This window comes from Amycolatopsis sp. lyj-108 (genome assembly GCF_046549005.1).
Classification (GTDB): Bacteria; Actinomycetota; Actinomycetes; order Mycobacteriales; family Pseudonocardiaceae; genus Amycolatopsis.
Map to the genome: position 1 here is coordinate 437,854 of NZ_JAJPWQ010000004.1, position 21,549 is coordinate 459,402.

General features: G+C 69.3%; 28 protein-coding genes. 12 read left to right on the forward strand and 16 right to left on the reverse strand.

Annotation, left to right across the window (positions count from 1 at the left end; all coding sequences use genetic code 11):
- Positions 1-22: 22 nt before the first annotated feature.
- Both ACLJO0_RS18125 and ACLJO0_RS18130 read right to left on the reverse strand, forming a co-directional pair.
- Positions 23-658 (reverse strand): CDP-alcohol phosphatidyltransferase family protein, encoded by a 636-nt coding sequence (locus tag ACLJO0_RS18125; RefSeq protein WP_410579651.1) that lies wholly within the window; start codon positions 656-658, stop codon positions 23-25.
- An 88-nt stretch (positions 659-746) separates the two neighbouring features.
- Positions 747-1,019, reverse strand: a complete 273-nt coding sequence (locus tag ACLJO0_RS18130; RefSeq protein ID WP_410579652.1) for a hypothetical protein — start codon at positions 1,017-1,019, stop codon at positions 747-749.
- A gap of 307 nt (positions 1,020-1,326) precedes the next feature.
- On the opposite strand from ACLJO0_RS18130, the gene ACLJO0_RS18135 reads away from it, so the two are divergent.
- Positions 1,327-1,836 (forward strand): hypothetical protein, encoded by a 510-nt coding sequence (locus ACLJO0_RS18135; protein ID WP_410579653.1) that lies wholly within the window; start codon positions 1,327-1,329, stop codon positions 1,834-1,836.
- 23 nt (positions 1,837-1,859) lie between these two features.
- Entirely contained in the window at positions 1,860-2,237 is a 378-nt protein-coding gene (locus tag ACLJO0_RS18140) for a hypothetical protein (protein WP_125794189.1), read from the forward strand.
- A gap of 320 nt (positions 2,238-2,557) precedes the next feature.
- Here ACLJO0_RS18140 and ACLJO0_RS18145 read toward each other — a convergent pair whose 3' ends face one another.
- Both ACLJO0_RS18145 and ACLJO0_RS18150 read right to left on the reverse strand, forming a co-directional pair.
- Positions 2,558-2,998 carry a hypothetical protein gene (locus ACLJO0_RS18145; RefSeq protein WP_410579654.1) on the reverse strand — a complete coding sequence of 147 codons (441 nt, stop codon included), beginning with the start codon at positions 2,996-2,998 and terminating at the stop codon, positions 2,558-2,560.
- A 17-nt stretch (positions 2,999-3,015) separates the two neighbouring features.
- Positions 3,016-3,951 carry a hypothetical protein gene (locus ACLJO0_RS18150; RefSeq protein WP_410579655.1) on the reverse strand — a complete coding sequence of 312 codons (936 nt, stop codon included), beginning with the start codon at positions 3,949-3,951 and terminating at the stop codon, positions 3,016-3,018.
- 109 nt (positions 3,952-4,060) lie between these two features.
- On the opposite strand from ACLJO0_RS18150, the gene ACLJO0_RS18155 reads away from it, so the two are divergent.
- From ACLJO0_RS18155 to ACLJO0_RS18170, 4 genes are read left to right on the forward strand one after another with little or no spacing between them, the layout of a single operon-like run.
- Positions 4,061-5,029, forward strand: a complete 969-nt coding sequence (locus ACLJO0_RS18155) for an adenylate cyclase (protein WP_410579656.1) — start codon at positions 4,061-4,063, stop codon at positions 5,027-5,029.
- A 2-nt stretch (positions 5,030-5,031) separates the two neighbouring features.
- Entirely contained in the window at positions 5,032-6,006 is a 975-nt protein-coding gene (locus ACLJO0_RS18160) for a hypothetical protein (RefSeq protein ID WP_410579657.1), read from the forward strand.
- Positions 6,003-7,196, forward strand: coding sequence for an adenylosuccinate synthetase (locus tag ACLJO0_RS18165; RefSeq protein ID WP_410579658.1), 1,194 nt, complete (start codon positions 6,003-6,005; stop codon positions 7,194-7,196). The genes ACLJO0_RS18160 and ACLJO0_RS18165 overlap by 4 nt, the downstream gene beginning before the upstream one ends.
- The gene (locus ACLJO0_RS18170) at positions 7,193-7,825 is read left to right on the forward strand and encodes an NUDIX domain-containing protein (protein ID WP_410579659.1); all 633 of its coding nucleotides are present in this window, start codon (positions 7,193-7,195) and stop codon (positions 7,823-7,825) included. The genes ACLJO0_RS18165 and ACLJO0_RS18170 overlap by 4 nt, the downstream gene beginning before the upstream one ends.
- A 5-nt stretch (positions 7,826-7,830) precedes the next feature.
- Here the strand turns inward: ACLJO0_RS18170 and ACLJO0_RS18175 are convergent, their stop codons facing one another.
- The 3 genes from ACLJO0_RS18175 to ACLJO0_RS18185 form a co-directional block, all read right to left on the reverse strand.
- Complete coding sequence (locus ACLJO0_RS18175) at positions 7,831-8,589, reverse strand: D-Ala-D-Ala carboxypeptidase family metallohydrolase (protein ID WP_125794197.1); 759 nt, start codon at positions 8,587-8,589, stop codon at positions 7,831-7,833.
- Positions 8,590-8,850: 261 nt separating this feature from the next.
- The gene (locus ACLJO0_RS18180; RefSeq protein WP_410579660.1) at positions 8,851-10,554 is read right to left on the reverse strand and encodes an AMP-binding protein; all 1,704 of its coding nucleotides are present in this window, start codon (positions 10,552-10,554) and stop codon (positions 8,851-8,853) included.
- Positions 10,555-10,591: 37 nt separating this feature from the next.
- Positions 10,592-11,434 (reverse strand): crotonase/enoyl-CoA hydratase family protein, encoded by an 843-nt coding sequence (locus ACLJO0_RS18185; RefSeq protein ID WP_410579661.1) that lies wholly within the window; start codon positions 11,432-11,434, stop codon positions 10,592-10,594.
- Positions 11,435-11,552: 118 nt separating this feature from the next.
- On the opposite strand from ACLJO0_RS18185, the gene ACLJO0_RS18190 reads away from it, so the two are divergent.
- Together ACLJO0_RS18190 and ACLJO0_RS18195 are read left to right on the forward strand one after the other, a co-directional pair.
- Positions 11,553-12,440 (forward strand): alpha/beta fold hydrolase, encoded by an 888-nt coding sequence (locus ACLJO0_RS18190; protein WP_410579662.1) that lies wholly within the window; start codon positions 11,553-11,555, stop codon positions 12,438-12,440.
- A gap of 25 nt (positions 12,441-12,465) precedes the next feature.
- Positions 12,466-12,990: a GNAT family N-acetyltransferase gene (locus ACLJO0_RS18195; protein WP_410579663.1), complete on the forward strand. Its 525-nt coding sequence runs from the start codon at positions 12,466-12,468 to the stop codon at positions 12,988-12,990.
- Here ACLJO0_RS18195 and cobA read toward each other — a convergent pair.
- From cobA to rpmB, 6 genes are all read right to left on the reverse strand, one after another.
- Positions 12,978-14,195, reverse strand: a complete 1,218-nt coding sequence (gene cobA, locus ACLJO0_RS18200) for a uroporphyrinogen-III C-methyltransferase (protein WP_410579664.1) — start codon at positions 14,193-14,195, stop codon at positions 12,978-12,980. The genes ACLJO0_RS18195 and cobA overlap by 13 nt on opposite strands.
- Positions 14,196-14,249: 54 nt before the next feature.
- Entirely contained in the window at positions 14,250-14,657 is a 408-nt protein-coding gene (locus ACLJO0_RS18205; RefSeq protein WP_410579665.1) for an ankyrin repeat domain-containing protein, read from the reverse strand.
- A gap of 64 nt (positions 14,658-14,721) precedes the next feature.
- Entirely contained in the window at positions 14,722-14,970 is a 249-nt protein-coding gene (gene rpsR, locus ACLJO0_RS18210; RefSeq protein ID WP_410579666.1) for a 30S ribosomal protein S18, read from the reverse strand.
- Positions 14,967-15,272 carry a 30S ribosomal protein S14 gene (gene rpsN / locus ACLJO0_RS18215; protein WP_410579667.1) on the reverse strand — a complete coding sequence of 102 codons (306 nt, stop codon included), beginning with the start codon at positions 15,270-15,272 and terminating at the stop codon, positions 14,967-14,969. Before rpsN ends, rpsR begins: the two co-directional genes overlap by 4 nt.
- Complete coding sequence (rpmG, locus tag ACLJO0_RS18220) at positions 15,272-15,439, reverse strand: 50S ribosomal protein L33 (RefSeq protein ID WP_005149953.1); 168 nt, start codon at positions 15,437-15,439, stop codon at positions 15,272-15,274. Before rpmG ends, rpsN begins: the two co-directional genes overlap by 1 nt.
- Positions 15,439-15,675 carry a 50S ribosomal protein L28 gene (rpmB, locus tag ACLJO0_RS18225; protein ID WP_005149951.1) on the reverse strand — a complete coding sequence of 79 codons (237 nt, stop codon included), beginning with the start codon at positions 15,673-15,675 and terminating at the stop codon, positions 15,439-15,441. Before rpmB ends, rpmG begins: the two co-directional genes overlap by 1 nt.
- An 84-nt stretch (positions 15,676-15,759) precedes the next feature.
- On the opposite strand from rpmB, the gene mrf reads away from it, so the two are divergent.
- The 4 genes from mrf to ACLJO0_RS18245 are packed head-to-tail and all read left to right on the forward strand — an operon-like array spanning position 15,760 to position 18,519.
- The gene (gene mrf, locus ACLJO0_RS18230) at positions 15,760-17,013 is read left to right on the forward strand and encodes a ribosome hibernation factor-recruiting GTPase MRF (RefSeq protein ID WP_410579668.1); all 1,254 of its coding nucleotides are present in this window, start codon (positions 15,760-15,762) and stop codon (positions 17,011-17,013) included.
- The gene (locus tag ACLJO0_RS18235; RefSeq protein WP_020635049.1) at positions 17,010-17,267 is read left to right on the forward strand and encodes a type B 50S ribosomal protein L31; all 258 of its coding nucleotides are present in this window, start codon (positions 17,010-17,012) and stop codon (positions 17,265-17,267) included. Before mrf ends, ACLJO0_RS18235 begins: the two co-directional genes overlap by 4 nt.
- A complete protein-coding gene (gene rpmF / locus ACLJO0_RS18240; protein ID WP_005149940.1) occupies positions 17,267-17,425 on the forward strand; it encodes a 50S ribosomal protein L32 in 159 nt (52 codons plus the stop codon). Before ACLJO0_RS18235 ends, rpmF begins: the two co-directional genes overlap by 1 nt.
- A complete protein-coding gene (locus ACLJO0_RS18245) occupies positions 17,422-18,519 on the forward strand; it encodes a GTP-binding protein (RefSeq protein ID WP_410579669.1) in 1,098 nt (365 codons plus the stop codon). The genes rpmF and ACLJO0_RS18245 overlap by 4 nt, the downstream gene beginning before the upstream one ends.
- Positions 18,520-18,873: 354 nt before the next feature.
- Here ACLJO0_RS18245 and ACLJO0_RS18250 read toward each other — a convergent pair whose 3' ends face one another.
- The 3 genes from ACLJO0_RS18250 to ACLJO0_RS18260 are packed head-to-tail and all read right to left on the reverse strand — an operon-like array spanning position 18,874 to position 21,547.
- Complete coding sequence (locus ACLJO0_RS18250; protein WP_125794207.1) at positions 18,874-19,170, reverse strand: hypothetical protein; 297 nt, start codon at positions 19,168-19,170, stop codon at positions 18,874-18,876.
- 53 nt (positions 19,171-19,223) lie between these two features.
- Positions 19,224-20,075, reverse strand: coding sequence for an LLM class flavin-dependent oxidoreductase (locus ACLJO0_RS18255; protein ID WP_410579670.1), 852 nt, complete (start codon positions 20,073-20,075; stop codon positions 19,224-19,226).
- Positions 20,076-20,125: 50 nt separating this feature from the next.
- A complete protein-coding gene (locus tag ACLJO0_RS18260; RefSeq protein WP_410579671.1) occupies positions 20,126-21,547 on the reverse strand; it encodes a class I adenylate-forming enzyme family protein in 1,422 nt (473 codons plus the stop codon).
- Positions 21,548-21,549 lie beyond the last annotated feature (2 nt).

Here is a 21,549-nt window from a genome sequence, read left to right on the forward strand (position 1 = left end):
CGCAGTTTCGCATCCCGCCGGGTCACGCGCCCGCCGCCTCCCGCAACTCGCCGGGTTCGGCCGTTCGCAGCGCCCGCACCGTCTGGACGACGTACAACACGCCTGAATAGACGTACAGGACCGCGCCCCACGCCGTGAAGGCGTATCCGATCGGCCGGGCGATCGCGGCGATGTCGGATCCGCCTTGGGTGAGCAGCAGGAACGGGAAGGCGTACATCAAGACGAAGGTGGCGCCCTTGCCGATGTAGGTGACCTCCGGCGGGGCGAAGCCGCGGTGCCGGAGCAGCAGTACGCAGACGCCCAGCACGGCCTCGCGGACGATCAGCGGGACCACCAGCCACCAGGGGATGATGTCGCGGATCAGGAACGCGATGAGGGTCGCGAGGATGTAGAGCCGGTCGGCGGCGGGGTCGAGCAGCTGGCCGAGCCGGGACATCTGGTTGAGCCAGCGGGCGAGTTTGCCGTCGAGCCAGTCGGTGAGCGCGCTGAACACGAGCAGCGCGAGCGCCCAGCCGTCCTCCTTCGGGCCGAGGAGCAGCCAAAGGAAGACCGGCACCCCGGCGAGCCGGAGGATCGAAAGCATGTTGGGAACGTTCAGGGCCTGCCGCAAGAGGGAAGGCTCTTCGCTGGTCACGCTCGGTTCGGGGGGCGTACTCACCCGCTCAGCCTAGGCTGCGTCTCCCAAAGCGCGCTTTCGGATCTCCGCAGCCGGGCCGCGGCATCAGCCGGTCACTCAACCAGCCGTATCAGCGGCCCGCCTCCGCACATCCGAGGCCTCCGGCCGAAAAAGAAACCCGGGTGTGCGTCCAGCCGCGGCGTTGCAGGTCCGCGCTGGTCAGCGCCACGGGCCTGCCCCGGTGGTCGGTGCCGACCCAGCGGTTGTGGCCGGCGGAGCTTTCGAGGACGTACGGGCGGCCGCCGCACCAGACGACGGTGCACGGTGCCGTCGGTGGCAGCTCCGTGCTCGCCGGCGCGGTGGCCTGGGGTGACGCGGGGTCGGTCTGTTCGTCGGTCTTCATCACTCTCACAGTTTCGTGACGGGGACTGGGACACGCCGGAGCGCTACCTTTCTTTTCGGCAGAACGGGGCCGCGCGTTAACGGGTCCGGCGTGGATTCGTCCGATCGGTTCGCAACGACAGTGGGGTGTTGTCGCGCTGTGAACGGCATGTTAATCGTCCACAATGGACAGTTATTGAGCGGTCCTCGCGTACCGCGGCCCCAGGGGCGCGATAGCCTCCCGCGAATCGAACGTGGCTCAATGCCACGGCTTCGGGCCCGGCCGGGTCAGAATGGGCCGGCCACGACCGGCCGACGAAAGGATCGCCTTGCGCGTCTCGACGACCACGGGAACGTGGCGGCGCCTGTTCGCGGCCTGCGCCGTCGCCGGAACGCTCGCCGCCTGTTCGGGCGACGATCCGCCACCGCCTGTCACCGCGATGTCGGCCTCACCGCCCTCGCTCCCCGCGAGTGTGTCCAGCGTGTCGGTCCCGCCGATCCCGTCGCAGACCGCGCCGAGTTCCTCCGCTGCCCCGAATCCCACCACGAAACCGAAACCCGCTGAACCGGTACAGGGTTCGTGCGGCACGGTCACCGCGGCCAGCGGGCTGACCCTGCAGGTGCTCAACGGGCCCGGGGTCTCCTGCGCGGACGCGACCGCGATCGTCGGCTCGTTCCACCAGAGGATCGCCGGACGCCAGTCCGCGGGCTCCGACGAACCCGTCAGCGAGACCGTGGACGGCTGGCTGTGCGTCTCCGGCGCTCCCGCCGCGCAAGGCGGCACCAGTTGCGGCAAGGGCGATCAGAACGTGTTCGCCGCCGTCGTCCCCGTCGAATGAACCATCCCCGAGAAGAAGGGCCCATGAAGAGCCTCGCCGTACTTCCCGCCGCTTTCGCCGTCGTCCTGCTGAGCGGTTGCGGAGCCGATCCCGCTCCCGCCGCCGCGCCGGCACCGTCCTCCCCCGCCGCCACCTCGGCGCCCGCCGGGACGCCCTGCGGCGAGGTCGCCGGGCTCCAAGGCGCGAAGAACAAGGTCGTCGCACACGGGAAGACCGACTGCGCCGAAGCGACTCAGGTGCTCAAGGACTACTTCACCAAGCTGACGCCCGCCGAGGCCGCTTCGCCGCAGGGGCCCGGTCCGGTGGTGATCGGCGCCTGGACGTGCGGGAGCGGGCCGAACGATCCGGTGACGAGTTGCTCGACCGAGGACGAGCGCCAGATCGAAGCGACCCGCTCCTGAGCCTCAATTGCTCCAGACGATCGGGGTCTTGCGGTAGGCGTCTCCGGTGTTGAAGGCGGCGACCCGGCGCGGCGGTCGTGAGTGATAAAGAGCGTTCTATTGAGGGGTAAGGCAAAGGTGCCGGGACGCGGGGATTCGCTCGCGGCCGTGGGGCACCCCTGTCGCGAAAGCCACTTTCGGGACCCCAGGCGTTGCGAAAGTGGCTTTCGCGACACATCTCGACCATGGGTTTCAGCGGCGGTAATGACGGCTCCCTCTTCGCTACCGCACCCTACTCCCGACGTTGCGAAAGCCACTTTCGCAACCTGCCACCCTTTGCCTTACTCTCGGCTCTCGCGACGCCGCTTGCCAACGTCCAACCGGTACCGGACGACACCCACTATCACCAGTCCGACGAGAAAGAGACCCAGCGCGCCGCCTGCCGAAACCTTCCAGATCAACGGCGATCTCGTCCGGTAGGCGAATCCGTCACCGGCGAAGACCGTGTCACCCCGCGAGATCTCCTCACCCAGGATCTGCCCGCCTCCGGTACGACCGTCGGCGAAGCGCCATTTTCCGGAGCAGTAGGGGGTCTGGCCGTTCACCGCGGATCCCTCCGAGGTGCACCCCGAGATCTCGGTGACCGTGACATCCTCGCCGGTGCTCAATTCACCGATGTCGGAACCGAGGGAGCCCCAGACGACACCGAAGATCAGCAGAAAAGGAAGAAAGGCCGAAAGCGCCGAGGTAAGAACTCCGGGTTTCCGCGCGTTTTCCGGCACTGGAGTCCTTTCGTCGATCACCGGAGCTTCAGCAGGACTTCCCGCTCGAGTTTGCCGACGAGGAGGTACTCGGCCCGGTATCCGGGCGGGACCACGAAACAGACGAGACCCGTGGTGCCGTCGAAAGCGCCGGGAGCGCCGGCGCAGTCCTTGACCCGCTCCGGCTCACCGTGTTCGTCGGCCGACAGCTCCAGCGCCGAGTCACCGAAGCGAGACGCCTCGATCCGCAAGGTGAGGACGTGGAATCCACTCAACCACGCCTCGGCTCCCTCAGGCGGCCCGGACCGGCTGTCGAGCACACGCACGGCCGAATCCCCGGAGACGGCGGTCTGTCCACGGGCGAACACCGGTGGCGGCCCCCATAAGTCGCGACGGAGTTCCCAGAAATTCGGGACAGGGTCGGACACCTCGCCGTAGGCCGTCCCGCCGAACCCGACCGGCGTCAGCACCACTAACGCGGCGAAGGCCAGCCCAGCCAGGAACGGCAGCGACTTCCACGCGATGCCCGGTCTCGCCAGCCTGGCCAGCACGATGGCCGCGAGCACCAGGAGTACCCAGCCGAGGGACATCGCCGTGATCTTCTCCCACGGATGGTGGGCTTCCACGACGTCGGTGGCCCCGCGCACGGACAGAACCCGGTCCGTCACCGACGAAAGCCGGGCGACCACCGGATCGGCGAGGCCGAACGTGTCTCGTGTCGGCAATTCGATCGCGCGGCCGTCTTCGCCGATTGCCAGGACCTCGTAGCTGGTTCGCGGGCCGTGCTGTCCTTCGCTGGTCGTGGAGTTCCGTTCGGAGATCACCGCGCGCACGTCGTACACGCCGGCCAACCCCTCGACGGTCCACCGTCCGACGAAGGCCGCGACGGCTCCCCAGACGATCCCGAGCGCGAACACGACGATCTTCGCGATCGTGCGCTGACTGTCTTTCCGATCCGGTTCGCGGACGACCACCAACACCCCCTGTTCGGCTCGCCCAGTCTATTGGCCGCAGCCGCCGAGCGGCACGGGATTTGTACCCACCCCCTTGCGGACCGAAGTAAGAGTCGTCTAGACTCAAACTATGCTCACCAGGGAAGACGCCGTGGCGATGATCGAGAACACGGTCGACGCGGCCGCTCTGTTCGCCCGCCATCGCTACCGCGAACTGGCGGCCGTGCTCCACCCCGACCGCAACCCCGGCGACGACCGCGCCCACCGGGCCGCCGCCACCCTCAACCACCTCCACGACGAGTGGAAACGCGCCCGGCGCCAGACGATCACCACCGCGACCTCGGCGTACACCCTCACCGAGCCGCACGCGGTGGGCAGTGTCGCGACGACCTACCGGACCACCGGCCCTCATCTGGTCAAACTCGTCCGCGACCCGGCGCTCAACCCGCTGATCCACGCCGAGTGGGCGGCGTTGCGCACCCTCGACGGCTTCACCGAACGGCACCGGTGGCTGCGTCCCTACTACCCGCGGCTGCTCGACACCTCGGGTCCGGTGGCGCGGGGCGACCGCGCGTTCAGCGTCCTCGATCCGCTCGTCGACGGCTTCGTCACCCTCGCCGATATCGGGAAAGCCTTCCCTGGCGGGCTCGACGGCCGCGACTACGCCTGGATGCACCGGCGCCTGCTGCGCGCCGTGGCGGGCGCGCACCGCGCGGGTGTCGTCCATGGCCACCTCACCGCGGACAACGTGCTCGTCCATCCGGGACAGCACGGAATCGTCCTCGCAGGCTGGTCCTTCGCCGTCGAAGACGGTGTGCTCCCGCTGGCGACGGACAACTCCGTCCAGTACCCATCGGAAGTCCACAGAGGACTCCCGATGACCGCGGCGACGGACGTCCACATGCTCCACCGCATGATGCTGGAACTACTGGCACCGAACGAAACCCGCCAACGCGAGTTCGCGACGTGGTGCACCCAGGACATCCCGGCACAACGACCCGAAGCCGCCGATCTGCTCGACGAGTACGACGAACTGCTCGCCGACCTGTACGGCCCCCGCACCTTCCGACCCTTCACCATCCCCGAGACAGGAGCCTGACCATGGGACACGGACACTGGGACGACAACGCCTACGCCGCCGCGAGGACCTTCCGCGCGGCCAAGGGCGAGGACGATTTCGGCTACACCGCCGATCTCCGCTCCAAACCCGCGAAAGAGTGGAAGGTCGCGCCCGCGCTCGATCCGCTGAACGCCGTGCGGGAATGCCGGGATTCGGCCGACCACACCGATTCGACGCCGATCGCGGTGCTGTTCGACGTCACCGGCTCGATGCGCCGGGTGCCGCGGATCATGCAGGGCAAGCTCGGCAAACTGCACGGCCTGCTCAAACGCCGGGGTTACCTGGCCGATCCGCAGATGCTGTTCGGCGCGATCGGCGACGCCGACAGCGACCGGGTCCCGTTGCAGATCGGCCAGTTCGAATCGGACAACCGGATGGACGAGCAGCTGCGCACGATCTTCCTCGAAGGCGGTGGAGGCGGGCAGAAGAGCGAATCCTACGAGCTGGCCGCCTACTTCATGGCGAGGCACGTGGTCACCGACGCTTGGCAGAACCGCGGCCGCAAGGGCTATCTGTTCATCATCGGCGACGAGCTGAACAAGCCCGCGCTGGAGGCCCGCCACATCCGCCGGGTGATCGGGGACGACGTGCGGGAGGACATCGACCCGGCCTCGGTGTACCGGGAGCTGGCCCGCAAATGGAATGTCTACTTCGTGCTGCCGAACCAGTCGTCGTACTACAACGACCCGCAGATCGGCGAGCACTGGAGCGGTCTGCTCGGCCAGAACTTCCTCAAGCTCGACGATCCCGGCGCGGTATGCGAACTGATCGCGGCCACCATCGGGCTGGAGGAACGGGTCGTCGACGTCGACCGGGCGCTCGCCGACCTCGCGGACGTCGGCTCGGTCGCCGAGAGCGCGGCTGTGGGCAAGGCGCTGGCGAAACTGGGCACCAAATCGGTCGTCACCTCGGCGGTGCCCGACACCGACGGCCCGAGTGACGTGGTGCTGCGATGAGTCCGCTGGACGGCCACGTGGTGGTGGTCGGGCTCGGCTTCGGCGACGAAGGCAAGGGCGCCGTGGTCGACGCGCTGTGCGCCGCCCGGCCCACCACCGCCGTCGTCCGCTTCAACGGGGGCGCGCAGGCCGCGCACAACGTCGTCGCGGACGGGCGGCACCACACCTTCAGCCAGTTCGGGGCGGGCACGTTCGCCGGCGTGCCCACCCATCTGTCGCGGTTCGTGCTGGTCGAGCCGTTCGCGCTGGCCGCCGAAGCGCGGCGGCTCGAAGCGGTGGGCGTCCGGAATCCGCTCTCACTGCTGAGCGTGGACGGGAGCGCCCTGCTCACGACCCCGTTCCACATCCACGCGAACCGGGCCAGGGAGGAGGCCCGGGGCGCGAACCGGCACGGCTCGTGCGGGAAGGGGATCGGCGAGACCGTCTGGTACTCGCTGCTCGCGGGGGCCGCGCCGGGCGAAATGGTGGAGAACCAGGAGGTGATCGGGACGCCGGGGGAAGCGCCCACGGTCGCCGACTGCGCCAGCCCGTCGGTGTTGCGGCGCAAACTGGACGCGCTCGCGCGGTTCTACGCACCGCTCGCCACGCCACCGCACACCGTGGACGAACTGGTGGCGCTGTACCGCGATTTCGCGGACGCGGTGCGGATCACCGACGGCGGCGAGACAGGGCGGCTCGCGGACTCCGGACGGCTGGTCTTCGAGGGAGCGCAGGGGGTTCTCCTCGACCAGCACCACGGATTTCACCCGCATACGACCTGGTCGACCACCACCCCGCACAACGCCCGCGCCTTGCTGGCCGGGCGCCCGCACGCGGTACTGGGTGTCACGCGGACCTATCTAACCCGGCACGGCGCGGGGCCGCTGCCGACCGAGTCCGCCGCCGTGCTCGCCCGTTTTCCGGAGGCGCACAACGAAACCGGCGACTTCCAGGGCGCGTGGCGGGCTGGCCATCTCGACGCGGCCCTGCTGGACTACGCGATCGCGGCCTGCGACGGCGTGGACGCGTTCGCGGTGACCCACCTCGACGCGTCCGGGCTGAAGGTCGTACCCGGTGACGGCTCCCCCGCCGTCGACCTGCCGGATCCGGCGGCGTGGTTCGGTGCGCGGCTGCCGGTAGCCGTCGCCGGCTACGGCCCGGACAGGGCCGGTTACCGGGTCGTGGAGGCAAGGTCGACAATCAACGCGTGATCGAGTCGACTCCGGTGTCCGTCGACGTGCTCGTGGTGCGGTTCGACCCCGGCACACGGACCGTCCTGCTGGGAACCGCGCCGCGTGCCGCCGAGCCGTTCGAAGGCGAACTCGCCCTGCCCGGGGTGCTGCTCGGGCTCGGCGAGCGGTTGCGGGAGGCGGCGCTCCGGGCGGTGGTCACCAAACTCGGGCTGCCGCCGGACGCGCTCTCGGCGACGGGACAGCTCGCCACCTTCGACGAGCCGAACCGTGACCCCCGCGGGCCCACCCTCTCCATCGCCTTGTGGGCCACCATGAAACCCGCGCTCGACGACCCGGGGAACGTGGTGTGGGCGCCGCTGGACGAGGTCCCGCCGCTGGCTTTCGACCACGACCGGATCGTGGCGGACTGCCGCCCGATGCTGGCCGAACGGCTGTGGCGGGACGTCGCGTTCACCGCCGGGCTCCTCGGTCCGATCTTCACGACGGCGCAGGCACTGGACGCGACCGAAGCGCTGACCGGGGACCGACCCTATCCGGCCAATCTCGGCCGGACCATGGAGCGGGTCCCCGGGCTGCGGCGCACCACCGAACACGCGACCGCCCTCCCCAAGGGAGGACGGCCGCCGTCGTTGTGGCGCTGGGAGTGACGAGGTCAGATCCCGCAGGAGGACGCCGACCAGAACCGGGTGGACCGGTGTGCCACGTGCGTGTGATCGTTGTGGCCGGGGTAGCCCGGGCCGAGGATCTCACTGAACCCGTGGTTGCGGGCCTGCTTCGCCAGCCCGCAGAAGCCCTGCGAGCCCGCCCCGAGGTCGACCGCGTCGCCGTAGAGGTGACGGCTGTTGGTCGCCCCGCCGACGGCGTTGTTGCAGGCGACGCTGCGGAAACCGCCGTTGACGTCGATCGGCCGGTCGCCCATGGCGTGCCGCATCGCCTGCAGCTTCCACATCGAGACCAGCGCGTTGGCCTTCGCCGTCGCCGCTGACACGTTGCCGCCCGACCAGTCGGAGTTGCACCGGTTCAGTTCGGCGTAGGTGAAGTTGACCGGCGTGCAGTCGTCGTCCTGCAACGCGTAGAGCTTGGTGAACGTGGCCGATCCGGCGATGCCGTCCGCGCCCAGCCCGTACGCCTGCTGGAAGCGGGTGACCGCGGCCTTGGTGCCCGCGCCGAACTGGCCGTCGATGGCGAGCACACCACCGTAACCGGGATATCCGGCGACCCGGATCTGCAACTGCCGGACGTCCTCACCGGACGCGCCCTGGGACAACGTGCGCCCCCAGGAGTAACAGGCGTCGGCGACGGACACTTCGCCCGCCGTCACCGGGCCCGGATCGGCGGCCGCCGGAGTGGCGACCGCGGTACCGAGCCCGGCCACGAGGGCGAGCATCGGCAGGAGGAAACGAATGCGCATGACAGGAACACCTTTCAAGACAGGGAAGGTGAGACCCGTGACCCCCACGGGTTGTCAACGATTCACTGCACCGGATGCTAACGCGGTTCCGGTTACCGCACTGTGGGTCGTTCGACCCACACGTGCCCAGACTCGTAACTCGCGTGTTCGGAGACGTCACTCGCGTGCTTGGAGGCGGAACACACCGGCTGGGCGAGTTCCGCCCCCAAGCACGCGAGTTACGTGTTCAAGCACGCGAGTTCGGAGTTCGGGACCGGGCGGTCAGCCCTTCAGTTGCGGGAAGTCCTCCTCGCGGAACTCCCCCGCCGGCCGTTCGGCGGCGTCGTTCTCGCGTCCCCGGAGTTCGACCCGCCGGATCTTGCCGGAGATCGTCTTCGGCAGCTCGGCGAACTCCAGCCGCCGGATTCGCTTGTACGGGGCCAAATGTTCCCGGCAGAAGGCCAGGATGGACAGCGCGGTGCCGGCCGTGGGCTCGTGTCCGTTCGTGAGGACGACGTACGCCTTCGGCACCGCGAGCCGGATCGGGTCGGGCGCGGGGACGACGGCCGCTTCGGCGACCGCTTCGTGTTCCAGCAGGACACTTTCCAGTTCGAACGGGGAGATCCGGTAGTCCGAAGCCTTGAAGACGTCGTCCGTCCGGCCCACGTAGGTGATGTAGCCGCGATCGTCGATCGAGCCGACGTCTCCGGTGTGGTAGAAGCCGTTCGCGAAGGCCGCGGCGGAGCGCTCCTCGTCATCCGCGTAGCCGGCCATCAGCCCGACGGGCCGCTTCTCGAGGTCGAGGCAGATCTCGCCCTCCTGTGCCCGCTCGCCGGTGACGGGGTCCACGAGCGCCACGGTGAATCCCGGCAGCGGACGGCCCATCGAGCCCGGCACGACCTCCTGCCCCGGGGTGTTGGCGATCTGGACGCTGCTCTCCGTCTGCCCGAAACCGTCGCGAATCGTGACGCCCCAAGCTTTTTCGATTTGGTCGATCACTTCGGGATTGAGCGGTTCGCCCGCGCCGACCACCTTGCTCGGCGGCGTCTTCAGCACACTCAGATCAGCTTGGATGAGCATCCGCCACACCGTCGGCGGGGCGCAGAAACTGGTGATACCGCACCGTTCCATCTGCGCCATCAGGGAAACCGCGTCGAACCGCGCGTAATTGTAGAGAAACACCGTCGCTTCGGCGTTCCAAGGCGCGAAAACGTTGCTCCACGCGTGTTTCGCCCAGCCAGGCGAGGAGATGTTGAGGTGGACGTCGCCCGGTTCGAGGCCGATCCAGTACATTGTGGACAGATGACCGACCGGATACGAGACCTGCGTGTGCTGCACCAGTTTCGGCTTCGCGGTGGTTCCCGAGGTGAAGTACAGCAGGAGCGGGTCTTCCGCCGCCGTCGGGCCGTCGGGCGTGAAGGTGTCCGCTTCCTCGTAGGCGTCCACGAAGGACTGCCAGCCCTCGACCGGTTCCCCGACGGCGATGCGGGTGTAGTCGCCCTCGACGTTCTCGAACTTGTGCGCGTCGACGGAACGGATCACCACGTGTTTCGCGGCGCCCCGCTCGACCCGGTCGGTGAGATCCGCCGGGCCGAGCAGGGTCGAAGCCGGGATGATGACCGCGCCCAGTTTGATCGCGGCGAGGATCGTCTGCCACAGCTCACCCTGGTTGCCGAGCATCAGGATCAGCCGGTCGCCCCTGGCCACGCCGAGCGAACGCAGCCAGTTCGCGACCTGGTCGGACCGCCGCGCCATCTCCGGATAGGTCCAGCGGTTCTCGATGCCGTCCTCTTCGACGATCCACAGCGCGTAGCGGTCTTGATTGGCCGGGTCGGCCGCGACGACGTCGAACCAGTCCAGCGCCCAGTTGAACTCGGCGGGCCTGGGCCAGGTGAAGTCTCGATAGGCGGTTTCGTAGTCCTCGCGATGGGCCTGCAGATAGTCCCGTGCCTCGCGGAACGTGCGGTATGCCTCCGAAGCGCTCACGATCGTCCTCCTGGTACTGGGTGGCCGCCGGTTCTTTCTACTCTCCCTTGAACTCGGGCGCGCGGCGCTCGAGGAAGGCCTGCACGGCCTCGCCGAGGTCCTTGCTGGGCAGGAACGCCGCGTTCCAGGCCGAGACGTAGCGCAGGCCGTCCGCGACCTGGCGTTCGGTGTTGGCCGACAGGACGTTCTTGGTGCCCTGCACGACCAGCGGCGGGTTCGCGGCGATCTCCCGCGCCAGCTTGCGAGCCTCGGCGAGCAGGGTGTCCTGGTCGGCGTAGACGTCGTTGACCAGGCCGATCTTCTCCGCACGGGCGGCGTCGACGTCCTTGCCGGTGAGGGCCAGTTCGCGCAGGTGCCCCTCGCCGATGATCGGCGCGAGCCGCTGCAGGCTGCCGAGGTCGGCCACGATCGCGACCTTGACCTCGCGCACGCTGAACTTCGCGTCCGCGCTCGCCAGGCGGATGTCCGCGGCCGCGATCACGTCGACACCACCGCCGATGCACCAGCCGGAAATGGCCGCGATGACCGGTTTGCGACATTCGGCGATGGAGGAAACGCTCGCCTGAAGGGTCTTGACCTCGTCGAGGAACTTCGTCCGCGGGCCCGCGAGCGCGTCGCCGCCGAGCATTTCGCCCCAGCTGGGCATCATCGCGGGAAGGTCGAGCCCGTAGGAGAAATGCTTGCCACTGCCGGTCAGCACGACCGCCCTGACCTGCGGGTCGGCGTCCAGCGCGCGGAAGACGATCGGCAGCTCGCGCCAGAAATCGGGGCCCATCGCGTTGCCCTTGGACGGACCGAGCAGCGTCACTTCGGCGACGTGCCCGTCGATCTCCACCTTGAGCGAAACGAGATCGGGAAGACTGTCAGCTGTAGCGGTCATGAGGTCATCTTGACTCATGTGATTGACAGGGTGCCAACGGCCACTGTGCCCGGCCGCCCCTGAGATGCTTTCCTGGTACTACCGGTGAGTACCGACAATCGACGAAGGACGGTGGGACATGAGCCCGGCCAGCAGCGCCACCGCGGTCGCCGACCTGCCCGCGCCCAGCACCGCGCGCGGACGCGAACGCTCCTCCCGGCCGATCGAACTGTCGGGATCCTTCACCCATGAGGGTCACCGGCTCGCCTACACCGAGTTCGGCTCCGGCGACCGGGTCGTCGTGCTCACCCACGGCATCATGCTGACGAGGCGGATGCACGCGCCGCTCGCCCGCAAGCTGGCGCGAGCCGGGTTCCGGGCGGTGACGCTCGATCTGCTCGGTCACGGCGACTCGGACCGGCCCACCGACTCGTGGCTGTACTCGATGCCCGCGTTCGCGGAGCAGACCGTCGCGCTGCTCGACCACCTGGAGATCGACGCCGCCGTCATCGGCGGGACGTCGCTGGGCGCCAACGTCGCGCTCGAAGTGGGCGTCGCCGCGCCGGACCGCGCGCTCGGGCTGATCGTCGAGATGCCCGTGCTGGACAACGCGATCGTCGCGGGACTGATCACGTTCGCGCCGCTGCTCATGGCGGCCCGGTTCCTGCCGGTGACCGTGCAGGGGGTGGCGCTGGCGGCGAAACTCGTGCCGCACGGCAACCAGTGGGTCGACGTCGTCACCGACACGCTGTCCCAGGAGCCCGCGTCGATGGCCGCGCTCCTGCACGGCGTGTTGTTCGGCCGGATCGCGCCGCCCAAGTCCATCCGGCGGAAGATCGAGACCCCGGCCCTGGTCATCGGGCACGAACGCGATCCGATCCACCCGTTCGGCGACGCCGACACGCTGGCCGCGGACATGCCGGCGGCCGAGTTCGTCCAGGCCCGCAGCCCGGTCGAACTGCGCTTCGACCCGACCCGCCTGACCGAGGCCATCGCCGGCTTCTCGGCGCGCTGCCATGACCGCTGATCCGGCGCCGACCCGGGACACGGGCGTGGAGGAGCTGCGAACCGCACGTCTGCTCCTGAGCCGTCCCACCCCCGAAGACCTGGACGCGATCTTCGCCCTCCACACCGATCCGGAGGCTTGCGCGCACAACCCCTCGGACATGCTGGAGACGCGTAAAGACGCGGAACTGCTGCTACTCCGCTGGTCGCACCAGTGGAACCGGTACGGCTTCGGGTACTGGACGGTCCGGTCGCACGGGTCACCGGAGGCGCTGGGGTTCTGCGGGGTGAAGATCGTCGGCTTCCGGCGCCAGGCGGTCCTGAACCTCTTCTACCGGTTCTTCCCCTCCTCCTGGGGTGCCGGATACGCCAGTGAGGCCGCCGCCGCGGCGGTGGACTGGGTCCGCGTCCACCGGCCGGACGACCTCGTGATCGCCCGTGTCCGGCCGGAGAACGTCGCGTCGCAACGGGTGGCGCAGCGGGCCGGTCTGGTCCGGGCGGCCCACCTCGACTCGTCCGGCGACGACGGGACCGACTGGTTCTACGTCTCGAAGGATGATCACGAGGGTTGAGCCAGCCCCGCCACCGGGCCGAACACGATCACCGCGGGCGGCCGCACCCCGCTCGTGGCGGCGTCGCCGACCACCTTGTCCAAAGTGGAGCGAAGTACCCGCTGCGTGCGCATGGTGCCGTCCTCGACGATCGCCACCGGCGTGTCGCCCGGCCGCCCCGCCAGTAGCGCCTTGGCGAACAGCGGAAGCCGCTCGACGCCCATCATCAGCACGATCGTGCCGCGCATCCGCGCGAGCAGATCCCAGTCCACCAGCGACTTCTCGTCGTCCGGCGCGACGTGACCGGACACCACCACGACCTCGTGCGCGACACCGCGGTGGGTCACCGGGACATCCGCCGCGGCGGGGACGGAGAACGCGCTCGTGATGCCGGGGACCATCGTCACCGGGATACCCGCTTCGGCGCAGGCGAGGACCTCTTCGAAGCCGCGGCCGAAGAGGTAAGGGTCGCCGCCCTTGAGCCGCACGACGAACTTGCCCGCCTTGGCCCGGTCGATCAGCGTGGAGTTGATCACGTCCTGGCTGGCGGCGCGGCCGTACGGGATCTTCGCGGCGTCGACGATCTCGACGTGGGGCGCGAGTTCGTCGAGCAGTTCGCGCGGCGCCAGCCGGTCGGCGACGACGACGTCGGCCCTGGCGAGGAGACGGCGGCCGCGGACGGTGATCAGCTCCGGGTCGCCGGGGCCACCGCCCACGAGGGCGACGCCGGGCAGCTCGTCGTGGGCGTCCGGCACGCGGCCATCGGCGACGGCGCCGGCGCGGAGGCCGTCGAGGATGCTGTCCCGCACGGTGGCCGACCGCAGCGGCTCACCACCGGAAAGAACGCCGACCAGCAGGCCGCCGTGCCTGCCCGAAGCCGGGGTGACCGCGCTGCCGAGGTCTCCGTCGTCGGCGCGGACGCAGAACACCCGCGCGCGTTCGGCCTCGGCGCAGACGGCGGCGTTGACCTCGGGGTCGTTCGTGCACGCCAGCGCGTACCAGGCGTCGGCGAGGTCGCCCTCGGTGTAGCGGCGTTCATGCCAGACGATCTCCCCGGCGTCGGCCATGGCGCTCACCGACGGCGTGGTGTGCGGGGAGACCAGTTCGACCCGCGCGCCGGCGCCGATCAACCGCGGCAGGCGGCGCTGGGCGACCGTCCCGCCACCGATCATCACGACACGACGGCCGGCCAGGTCGAGGCCGGAGAGGTAATGCGGGTCATCCATGCGGGGCAGTGTAAGGATTCAGTGGCCCGGACCGCGATCCGAGTGAGAACCGCCTCAGCCCTGGAGCAGCTCGAGCAGCTCGGCGTTGCCGAACATCCTGGCCGCGTCGATCGCCGACGGCTCCCCCGCCGTCGCGTCCGCGCCACCCTTGAGGAGGGCCTTCACGACCTCGGGTTCGTTCTTGAAGACCGCGCCCGCCAGCGGGCTCTGGCCGCGGTCGTTCTCGCGGTTCGGATCGGCGCCGCGGTCGATCAGGGCGGCGACGGTGTCCGCGTGACCGTGGTAGGCGGCGAGCATGATCAGCGTGTCGCCCCGGTCGTTGGTCAGGTTCGCCGAGACGCCCGCGTCGATGTACGCGGCGAGCTCCGCGGTCGCGCCCGAACGGGCGAAGCCGAAGACCTTCGCCCACAGCTCCAGCAGTTCGGGATCGAATTCCTCGGCCTGTCCGGGGTTCTCCGTCATGGGCCCGATTCTCCCACAGCGGCCGCGGTCCGGGCGGTGTGTCGCACCGCCCGGACCGGCGGTGTCAGCGCCCCGCGTGGGGGTAGGGCAGCAACGCCATCTCGCGGGCGTTCTTGATCGCCGTGGCGACCTGCTTCTGCTGCTGCGGGGTCAGCCCGGTGACGCGGCGGGCGCGGATCTTGCCGCGGTCGGAGATGAACTTCCGCAGCAGATCGACGTCCTTCCAGTCGACCTCGGTGATCTTGTTGGCGCGCAACAGGTTCGTCTTGCGTTTGAAGGGACGCTCGCGGCTCGGCTTGCCCATCGCGCTCACCAGCTCGACTTCGTGACGCCGGGCAGTTCGCCGTTGTGCGCCATCTGCCGCATCCGGACCCGCGAGAGCCCGAATTTCCGCAGGTAGCCACGCGGGCGGCCGTCGGCGGTGTCACGATTGCGGATCCGGGTCGCGCTGGCGTCGCGCGGCATCGCCTGCAGGGCCGACACGGCCGCCGCCTTCTGCTCGGGCGAGGCGGAGGGCGAGGCGATGATGGCCTTCAGCTCGCGACGGCGTTCGACGTAGCGCGCGGCGATCACCTTGCGCTGGTCGTTCTTGGCGATCTTCGACTTCTTGGCCATCAGCGCTCCTCCTTGAACTCGACGTGCTTGCGCGCGACCGGGTCGTATTTGCGCAGCACCATGCGGTCCGGGTCGTTCCGGCGGTTCTTCTTGGTGACGTAGGTGTAGCCGGTGCCGGCGGTCGAGCGGAGCTTGATGATCGGCCGGATGTCGGTGCTCTTGGCCATCAGAGCTTCACCCCTTTCGCGCGGAGCTCGGCGACGACGGCCTCGATCCCCCGCTTGTCGATGGTCTTCATGCCCTTCACCGAGACCCGCAGCCGGACCCAGCGCCCTTCGCTCGGCACGAAGTACCGCTTGGCCTGCAGGTTCGGCTCCCAGCGCCGGGACGTGCGCCGATGCGAATGCGACACCTGCTTCCCGTAACCCGGTTTGCGGCCGGTGACCTGGCACACGGCGGACATATACCCTCCCAAGTTGATATCGGTTGTCGTTTTCATTTACTCTACACAGCCGAACCAGAACGCCCTCGACGCCCCGGAGCTTCAGTGACCGACAACCCCCGCGTGCCCCTCGTCCTGATCAGTGGCCTCGCACCGGGACCGAACGCCGACCTCGCCGAGCGGCTGCGCCTCGCCGAACCCGGCACCGCCGTCGTGCACCACGACCTGAGGCAGATTCACTCCGGAGTGGTCAAGCGGCGGATCCGGCTCGGCGACCGCGACCAGCTGACCGTCCTCGAACTCGCACACGGCTGCGTCTCGTGCACGTTGCGCGAAGACCTGCTGCCGCTGCTGCGCAAGCTGTCGCAGATGCCGCAGGTGCGGCGGATCGTGGTCCGGCTCGACGAGGCCATGGAGCCCGAGCCGGTCAGCTGGGCGCTGCACCACGTCCTCGTCGGCGAACGGCCGGTGATCGAGGACGTCGATCTCCGAGCCGTGCTGACCGTCGTCGACTGCACGGGCTGGCTGGCCGACAGCACCGGCGACGACACGCTGGCCGAACGGAACCTGCGGGCCAGCCCCGAGGACGAGCGCACCGTCGCCCAGGTCGCGCTCTCCCAGGTCGAGTTCGCCGACCTGCTGATTCTCGCCGGAGCGGCGACGGACGCCTGGTCCGCGGCGAAGGCCTCGGCCGTGCTCGACCGGGTCGCGCCGTCGATCCCGCGCGTCGAGCTGTCCACTGTGGACGGGAAGACCGTGCTCGACGCCGTCCCCTCCGGCGCCCGGCGCGGCGAGGTCACCGACATGCACGGACCGCTGCTGCGCGGCGAGCCGCCGTTGCACACCGACTGCGGGATCGGGCTGCTCACCTTCACCTCGCAGCGCCCGTTCCACCCGGAGCGCCTCCACGACGCGATCGACGTCCTGCTCGACGGCGTCGTCCGCACCCGGGGACGGCTCTGGGTGGCGAGCCAGCCGGACATGGCGCTGTGGATCGAGTCCGCGGGCGGCGGTCTCGGTGTCGGGCACGCCGGGGCGTGGCTCGCCGCCCCCGGCGGACCGGACTGGGCGGACGTCTCCCCCGAGCGGCGCACCCTCGCCTCCCTGCGCTGGGACCCGCTGTTCGGCGACCGCGCGCAGGAACTGGTCGTCGTCACCGATCAGGCCACCCCCGAGGAGATCGAGTCCGCCCTGAACGGGGCGTTGCTGACCGAAGAGGAACTCGCCGCCGGGGAGCAGGAATGGCTCCGCTACCCCGATCCGTTCGGTGAGTGGCACGAAGAACCGTGTGAGGACACGGAGACCGACCCTGAGAAACACGACGTGAACGTGTCGAACCGAAAGGACGAAACGCAGTGAAACCGGGAATCCACCCCGACTACCACCCTGTGGTGTTCAAGGACCTCTCGACCGGGGACGCCTTCCTGACGCGGTCCACCGCCACCTCGGAGCAGACCATCGAGTGGAGCGACGGCAACACCTATCCGGTGGTGAACGTCGAGATCAGCTCGTGGTCGCATCCGTTCTGGACCGGCAACCAGCGGATCATGGACAGCGCGGGCCAGGTGGAGAAGTTCCACCGCCGCTACGGACGGCGCGGAGGGTCGAAGTAATGGCCGTCCCGAAGCGGAAGATGTCGCGCAGCAACACCCGGTCCCGGCGTTCGCAGTGGAAGGCGGCCGTGCCCGATCTGGTGCCGATCAAGGTGAACGGCGAGACGAAACTCGTGCCCCGCAAGCTGATGAAACACTTCCATCAAGGTGGGGAATGACGACGCCGGTCACGGTGCTGTCCGGATTCCTCGGTGCGGGCAAGACGACCGTGCTCAACCACGTCCTCGCCAACCGCGACGGGCTGCGGGTGGCGGTGATCGTCAACGACATGAGCGAGGTCAACATCGACGCCGCGCTGGTGCGGGACGGGAACAGCCTGTCCCGCACCGAGGAACGGCTCGTCGAGATGACCAACGGGTGCATCTGCTGCACCCTGCGCGACGACCTGCTGGAAGAGGTCTCGCGGCTGTGTGAGGACGGCCGGTTCGACTACCTGCTCATCGAATCGAGCGGGATCTCCGAGCCGATGCCGGTGGCGGCGACGTTCTCGTTCGCGCGTGAGGACGGCGCCACCCTGCTGGACTCCGCGCGGCTCGACACGATGGTGACCGTGGTCGACGCGGTGAACTTCGAGCGGGAGCTGGCAACGGGCGACGCGCTGACCGAACGCGGGCTGGACCAGTACGACGGGGACGAGCGGACGGTCAGCGACCTGCTGATGGACCAGATCGAATTCGCGGACGTCCTCCTGTTGAACAAGGCGGATCTGGTCCCGGCAGGCTCCCTCGACCGGCTGACGGCGGTGCTGCGGCGGCTCAACCCGGCCGCCGAGGTCGTCGTCTCGACACACGGCCGGGTCCCCCTCGACCGGCTGCTCGGCACCGGGCGCTACGACGTCGAGCGGGCGCAGGAAGCACCCGGCTGGGTGGCCGAACTCAACGGCGATCACGTTCCGGAGACGGAGGAGTACGGGATCTCGAGCGTGGTCTTCCGTGCCGAGGTCGCTTTCGATCCGGAACGGCTGTGGGACTTCGTCGGCAGGCTCGATTCCGGGGAGTTCGGGACGGTCCTGCGGTCGAAGGGGTTCTTCTCGCTGGCGTCACGACCAGGGGTGACCGGACTGTGGTCGCAGGCCGGGTCGGTCGCCCGGTTCGAACCGCAGGGTGTCGAGGACGCGCCGCGGCAGGAGCTCGTGTTCATCGGGGTGGGGCTGGAGGAGGACGCCCTGCTGGACTCGCTCCGGTCCTGCCTGTCCGTCGGTGCGGCCGGAGCGGATCCGTTTCCGGAGTGGGAAGCGGTGCACGTCCACTGAGATAGCCGGTTCAAGTGTCCACTCGGGATATTTCGCGGCACGCGAGTCACGCCTTACCGAAGTACATGAAGGCCCCCTTCCTTGCGCTAGACGCAAGGAAGGGGGCCTTCATGTACTTCGCGACCGGCCGCCGAGATCACAACCGTCCCACTGTCACCAGAGATCACAGCTGGGGGTAGCGAAAGCCTCCTTCACTACCGTCAGAGTAGGCAAGGAGGCCCTCGCTACCAGGAGAACGCGTACGCAGGAGCGATACCGGCCCCACGCCACGACACGGTCGGGGATGGACAACACGCGTGTGCGCGTGGACGACTCGCGACAGAGGCGGGCACGGCCCACCCGCGGACGGCACGCTCAGTGGTCGTCGTAGTGGTCCCCGTGCGCGGCGTGCCGGTGGCCGTCGTGCAGGTAGTCGACGTGGTCGCCGTGGGGCACCGCGACGTGGCCACAGCCCTCACCGTGAGCGTGGTCGTGACCCTGGTGCGGGATGTGGTCGCCGGTCTCGCACTCGTCGAAATGCCCGTCGTGAGCACGGTGCAGGTGACCGTCGTGCACGTAGTCGACGTGGTCGCCGTGCGGTACGGCGACGTGGCCACAACCCTCACCGTGTGCGTGCGTATGGCCGGCGTGTTCGGTGTGGGCGGCGGTCATGATCGGGTCCTTCCTGATCGAAAATGCCTGGTCAGGCGGACCGTAGCACCGGTCTACCGGCCCAGCAGCGCTCTCACCCGACCGAGTGTCCGCACCTGGTCGGCCCAGCGCGGGCCCGCCAGTCCGACGACGACGTGGGCCACTCCCGCCTCACGGTATGCCGACAGCCGTTCGGCGACGGCCTCGGCGGAACCGGTCAGCGGCAGGGAGATCGCCTGGTCGAGCGGCATCCCGTAGGCGTCGCCGATCCCCTTCGCCAGGTCCTCCACCGGCGGCAGGTCGGCGCCACCGCCCAGCGCGCCGGTGGCGCCGACCGCGATCACCGGATCCGCGACGCCGAGATCGATCGGCCGTCGCCGTCCGGCGGCGACGGCTTCCGGCGACAGGAGGGAGGGGAACCACCCGGTGCCGTGTTCGGCGACCCGCTGGAGCACGAGCCTGCCCCGGTTGCCGACCCAGATCGGCGGGACCGCCGCCGGCGGCGCCAATTCGACGACGGCGTCGCCGATCCGCACCTCTTTGCCTGCCAGCAGCTCCGGCAGCAGGCGGAGTGCCTGGTCGGTGCGCGGGCCGCGGTCGGCGAACGGCATCCCGGCCGCCGCGAACTGGGCCTCTCCCCCGCCAGAGCCGATGCCGAGGATGAGCCGTTCACCCGACACCTGCTGCAGCGAGGCGATCTGTTTGGCCGCCCACGCCAACGGCCGCATCGCCGGGACGAACACACTCAGCCCGATCCGGATCCGGGTCGTGACCGCGGCGGCGACCGCCAGCCCGACCGTGCCGTCCAGCGAAGGACGTCCGGTCATCAGGTGATCGCCGAGGAACACACTGTCGAGGCCCGCGTCCTCGGCCTGCCGGGCGGAGACACGGAGATCGTCGGCCGGGAGGATCACACCCAGTTTCATGAGCCCATCGTGCGACCTCCACTTGACTGGAGGTCAAGTGCTCTTCACGGTCAGGCGATGTGGCGGCGGTGCCCGGCCCAGAACGGCTCGCGGAGCGCCCGCTTGTCGACCTTGCCGATCGCCGTCAGCGGCAGCGCGTCGGTGAAGTCCACATCGGACGGTACGAAATGCTCCCGCCCGAAGAACTCCCTGGCGTGTGCCCGGACTTCTTCGGCCGACAGCGCTTCTGAAGCGACCGGCACCACCACGGCGTGGACCCGCTCGCCCTCGCCTCCGTCGCCCGGCACACCGAACACGGCCACGGAACGGATCAGTGGATGCCGCGCGAGCACGTTCTCGACCACGGTCGAGTACACCTTGGTGCCGTGCTCGCCGGTGATGATGACGTCGTTCGCCCGGTCCAGCAGGTAGAGGTATCCCTCGTCGTCGAACCGCCCGAGGTCACCGGTCCGCAGCCAGCCGTCCCCGATCGGCGCCGACCCGTGGTAGCCGACCATCATGGACAGTCCACGCACCAGGACCTCGCCGTCGTCGATCCTGGCCTCCATACCCGGCACGATCCGGCCCACGGACTCGAGCCGCTCCGGCCGCCCGCCGAGTTCCGCCGCGGAGATGCTCGCGATCATCGGCGCCTCGGTGAGCCCGTATCCCTGTCCGACGACGGGCCCGAACACCTCGAGAGCCTGAGCCAGCCGTCTCGGCGGAAGAGGGGCGGCACCCAGCGAAAGCTGCCGCACACTGCTGACGTCGGTCGACGTCATGGCCGGATGGTCGAGCACCGCGGCCAGGCGCGCGGGTGTGAGGGACAACGTGGTGATCCGGTGTTCCGCGATCGCGTCCAGCACCGTGCCCGCGTCGAAACCTCGCAGCAGCACGACACTTTCCCGCCGCAGGATCGCGCAGAGCACGGTGGCGTTGCCGGTCATATGCGTCATCGGCGCGATCAGCAGCGTACGTCCCGGCCCCGCCGGATCCGGCGCGAAGATATGGGCCATCCCGTCGTAGATCCCGCTGTGCCGGATGAGTTTCGGCGCCCCGGTGGTACCTCCGGTGGGAAAGATGGCGGTGACCGACTCCGGCAGCTCCGCCGGATCGGTACCGTCGCGGTCCACCAGGTCGTCGAGCGTGGTCACCCGCGCGTCACCGGCGGGCCAGTCCGACGGCTGCTCGGTCACCAGGGTCGTGACCCCGGCCGCCTCGACCGCGGCGAGGCGATCCGGCGAACTCGCCGACGCCGCGACGAGTAGCACCGTCGAACCCCGCAGCTGTGCGGCGATCTGCAGGAGGACGGTCTCCGGCCGGTTGCCGGCGTCGATGGCGACGACCCCGCGCTCCGGAAGGCCCGCGTACATCCGGCGTAGCAGGTCGAGCGCCTGCCCGTAGCCGGTCTCCACGCCGTCCTGGACGAACAGCACCTCATCGCCCCCGGAACGCAGCGCGTCCAGCACCCGGGTCAAGAACAGACTCTCCACCG

What these genes read in the sequence shown, in the direction of transcription:
- ACLJO0_RS18130 (WP_410579652.1), bottom strand. Translation starts at nt 1,019, where the DNA reads ATGAAGACCGACGAACAGACCGACCCCGCGTCACCCCAGGCCACCGCG.
- ACLJO0_RS18140 (WP_125794189.1), top strand. Translation starts at nt 1,860, where the DNA reads ATGAAGAGCCTCGCCGTACTTCCCGCCGCTTTCGCCGTCGTCCTGCTG.
- ACLJO0_RS18155 (WP_410579656.1), top strand. Translation starts at nt 4,061, where the DNA reads ATGCTCACCAGGGAAGACGCCGTGGCGATGATCGAGAACACGGTCGAC.
- ACLJO0_RS18160 (WP_410579657.1), top strand. Translation starts at nt 5,032, where the DNA reads ATGGGACACGGACACTGGGACGACAACGCCTACGCCGCCGCGAGGACC.
- ACLJO0_RS18165 (WP_410579658.1), top strand. Translation starts at nt 6,003, where the DNA reads ATGAGTCCGCTGGACGGCCACGTGGTGGTGGTCGGGCTCGGCTTCGGC.
- ACLJO0_RS18175 (WP_125794197.1), bottom strand. Translation starts at nt 8,589, where the DNA reads ATGCGCATTCGTTTCCTCCTGCCGATGCTCGCCCTCGTGGCCGGGCTC.
- ACLJO0_RS18185 (WP_410579661.1), bottom strand. Translation starts at nt 11,434, where the DNA reads ATGACCGCTACAGCTGACAGTCTTCCCGATCTCGTTTCGCTCAAGGTG.
- ACLJO0_RS18190 (WP_410579662.1), top strand. Translation starts at nt 11,553, where the DNA reads ATGAGCCCGGCCAGCAGCGCCACCGCGGTCGCCGACCTGCCCGCGCCC.
- cobA (WP_410579664.1), bottom strand. Translation starts at nt 14,195, where the DNA reads ATGGATGACCCGCATTACCTCTCCGGCCTCGACCTGGCCGGCCGTCGT.
- ACLJO0_RS18205 (WP_410579665.1), bottom strand. Translation starts at nt 14,657, where the DNA reads ATGACGGAGAACCCCGGACAGGCCGAGGAATTCGATCCCGAACTGCTG.
- rpsN (WP_410579667.1), bottom strand. Translation starts at nt 15,272, where the DNA reads ATGGCCAAGAAGTCGAAGATCGCCAAGAACGACCAGCGCAAGGTGATC.
- rpmG (WP_005149953.1), bottom strand. Translation starts at nt 15,439, where the DNA reads ATGGCCAAGAGCACCGACATCCGGCCGATCATCAAGCTCCGCTCGACC.
- rpmB (WP_005149951.1), bottom strand. Translation starts at nt 15,675, where the DNA reads ATGTCCGCCGTGTGCCAGGTCACCGGCCGCAAACCGGGTTACGGGAAG.
- rpmF (WP_005149940.1), top strand. Translation starts at nt 17,267, where the DNA reads ATGGCCGTCCCGAAGCGGAAGATGTCGCGCAGCAACACCCGGTCCCGG.
- ACLJO0_RS18245 (WP_410579669.1), top strand. Translation starts at nt 17,422, where the DNA reads ATGACGACGCCGGTCACGGTGCTGTCCGGATTCCTCGGTGCGGGCAAG.
- ACLJO0_RS18250 (WP_125794207.1), bottom strand. Translation starts at nt 19,170, where the DNA reads ATGACCGCCGCCCACACCGAACACGCCGGCCATACGCACGCACACGGT.
- ACLJO0_RS18255 (WP_410579670.1), bottom strand. Translation starts at nt 20,075, where the DNA reads ATGAAACTGGGTGTGATCCTCCCGGCCGACGATCTCCGTGTCTCCGCC.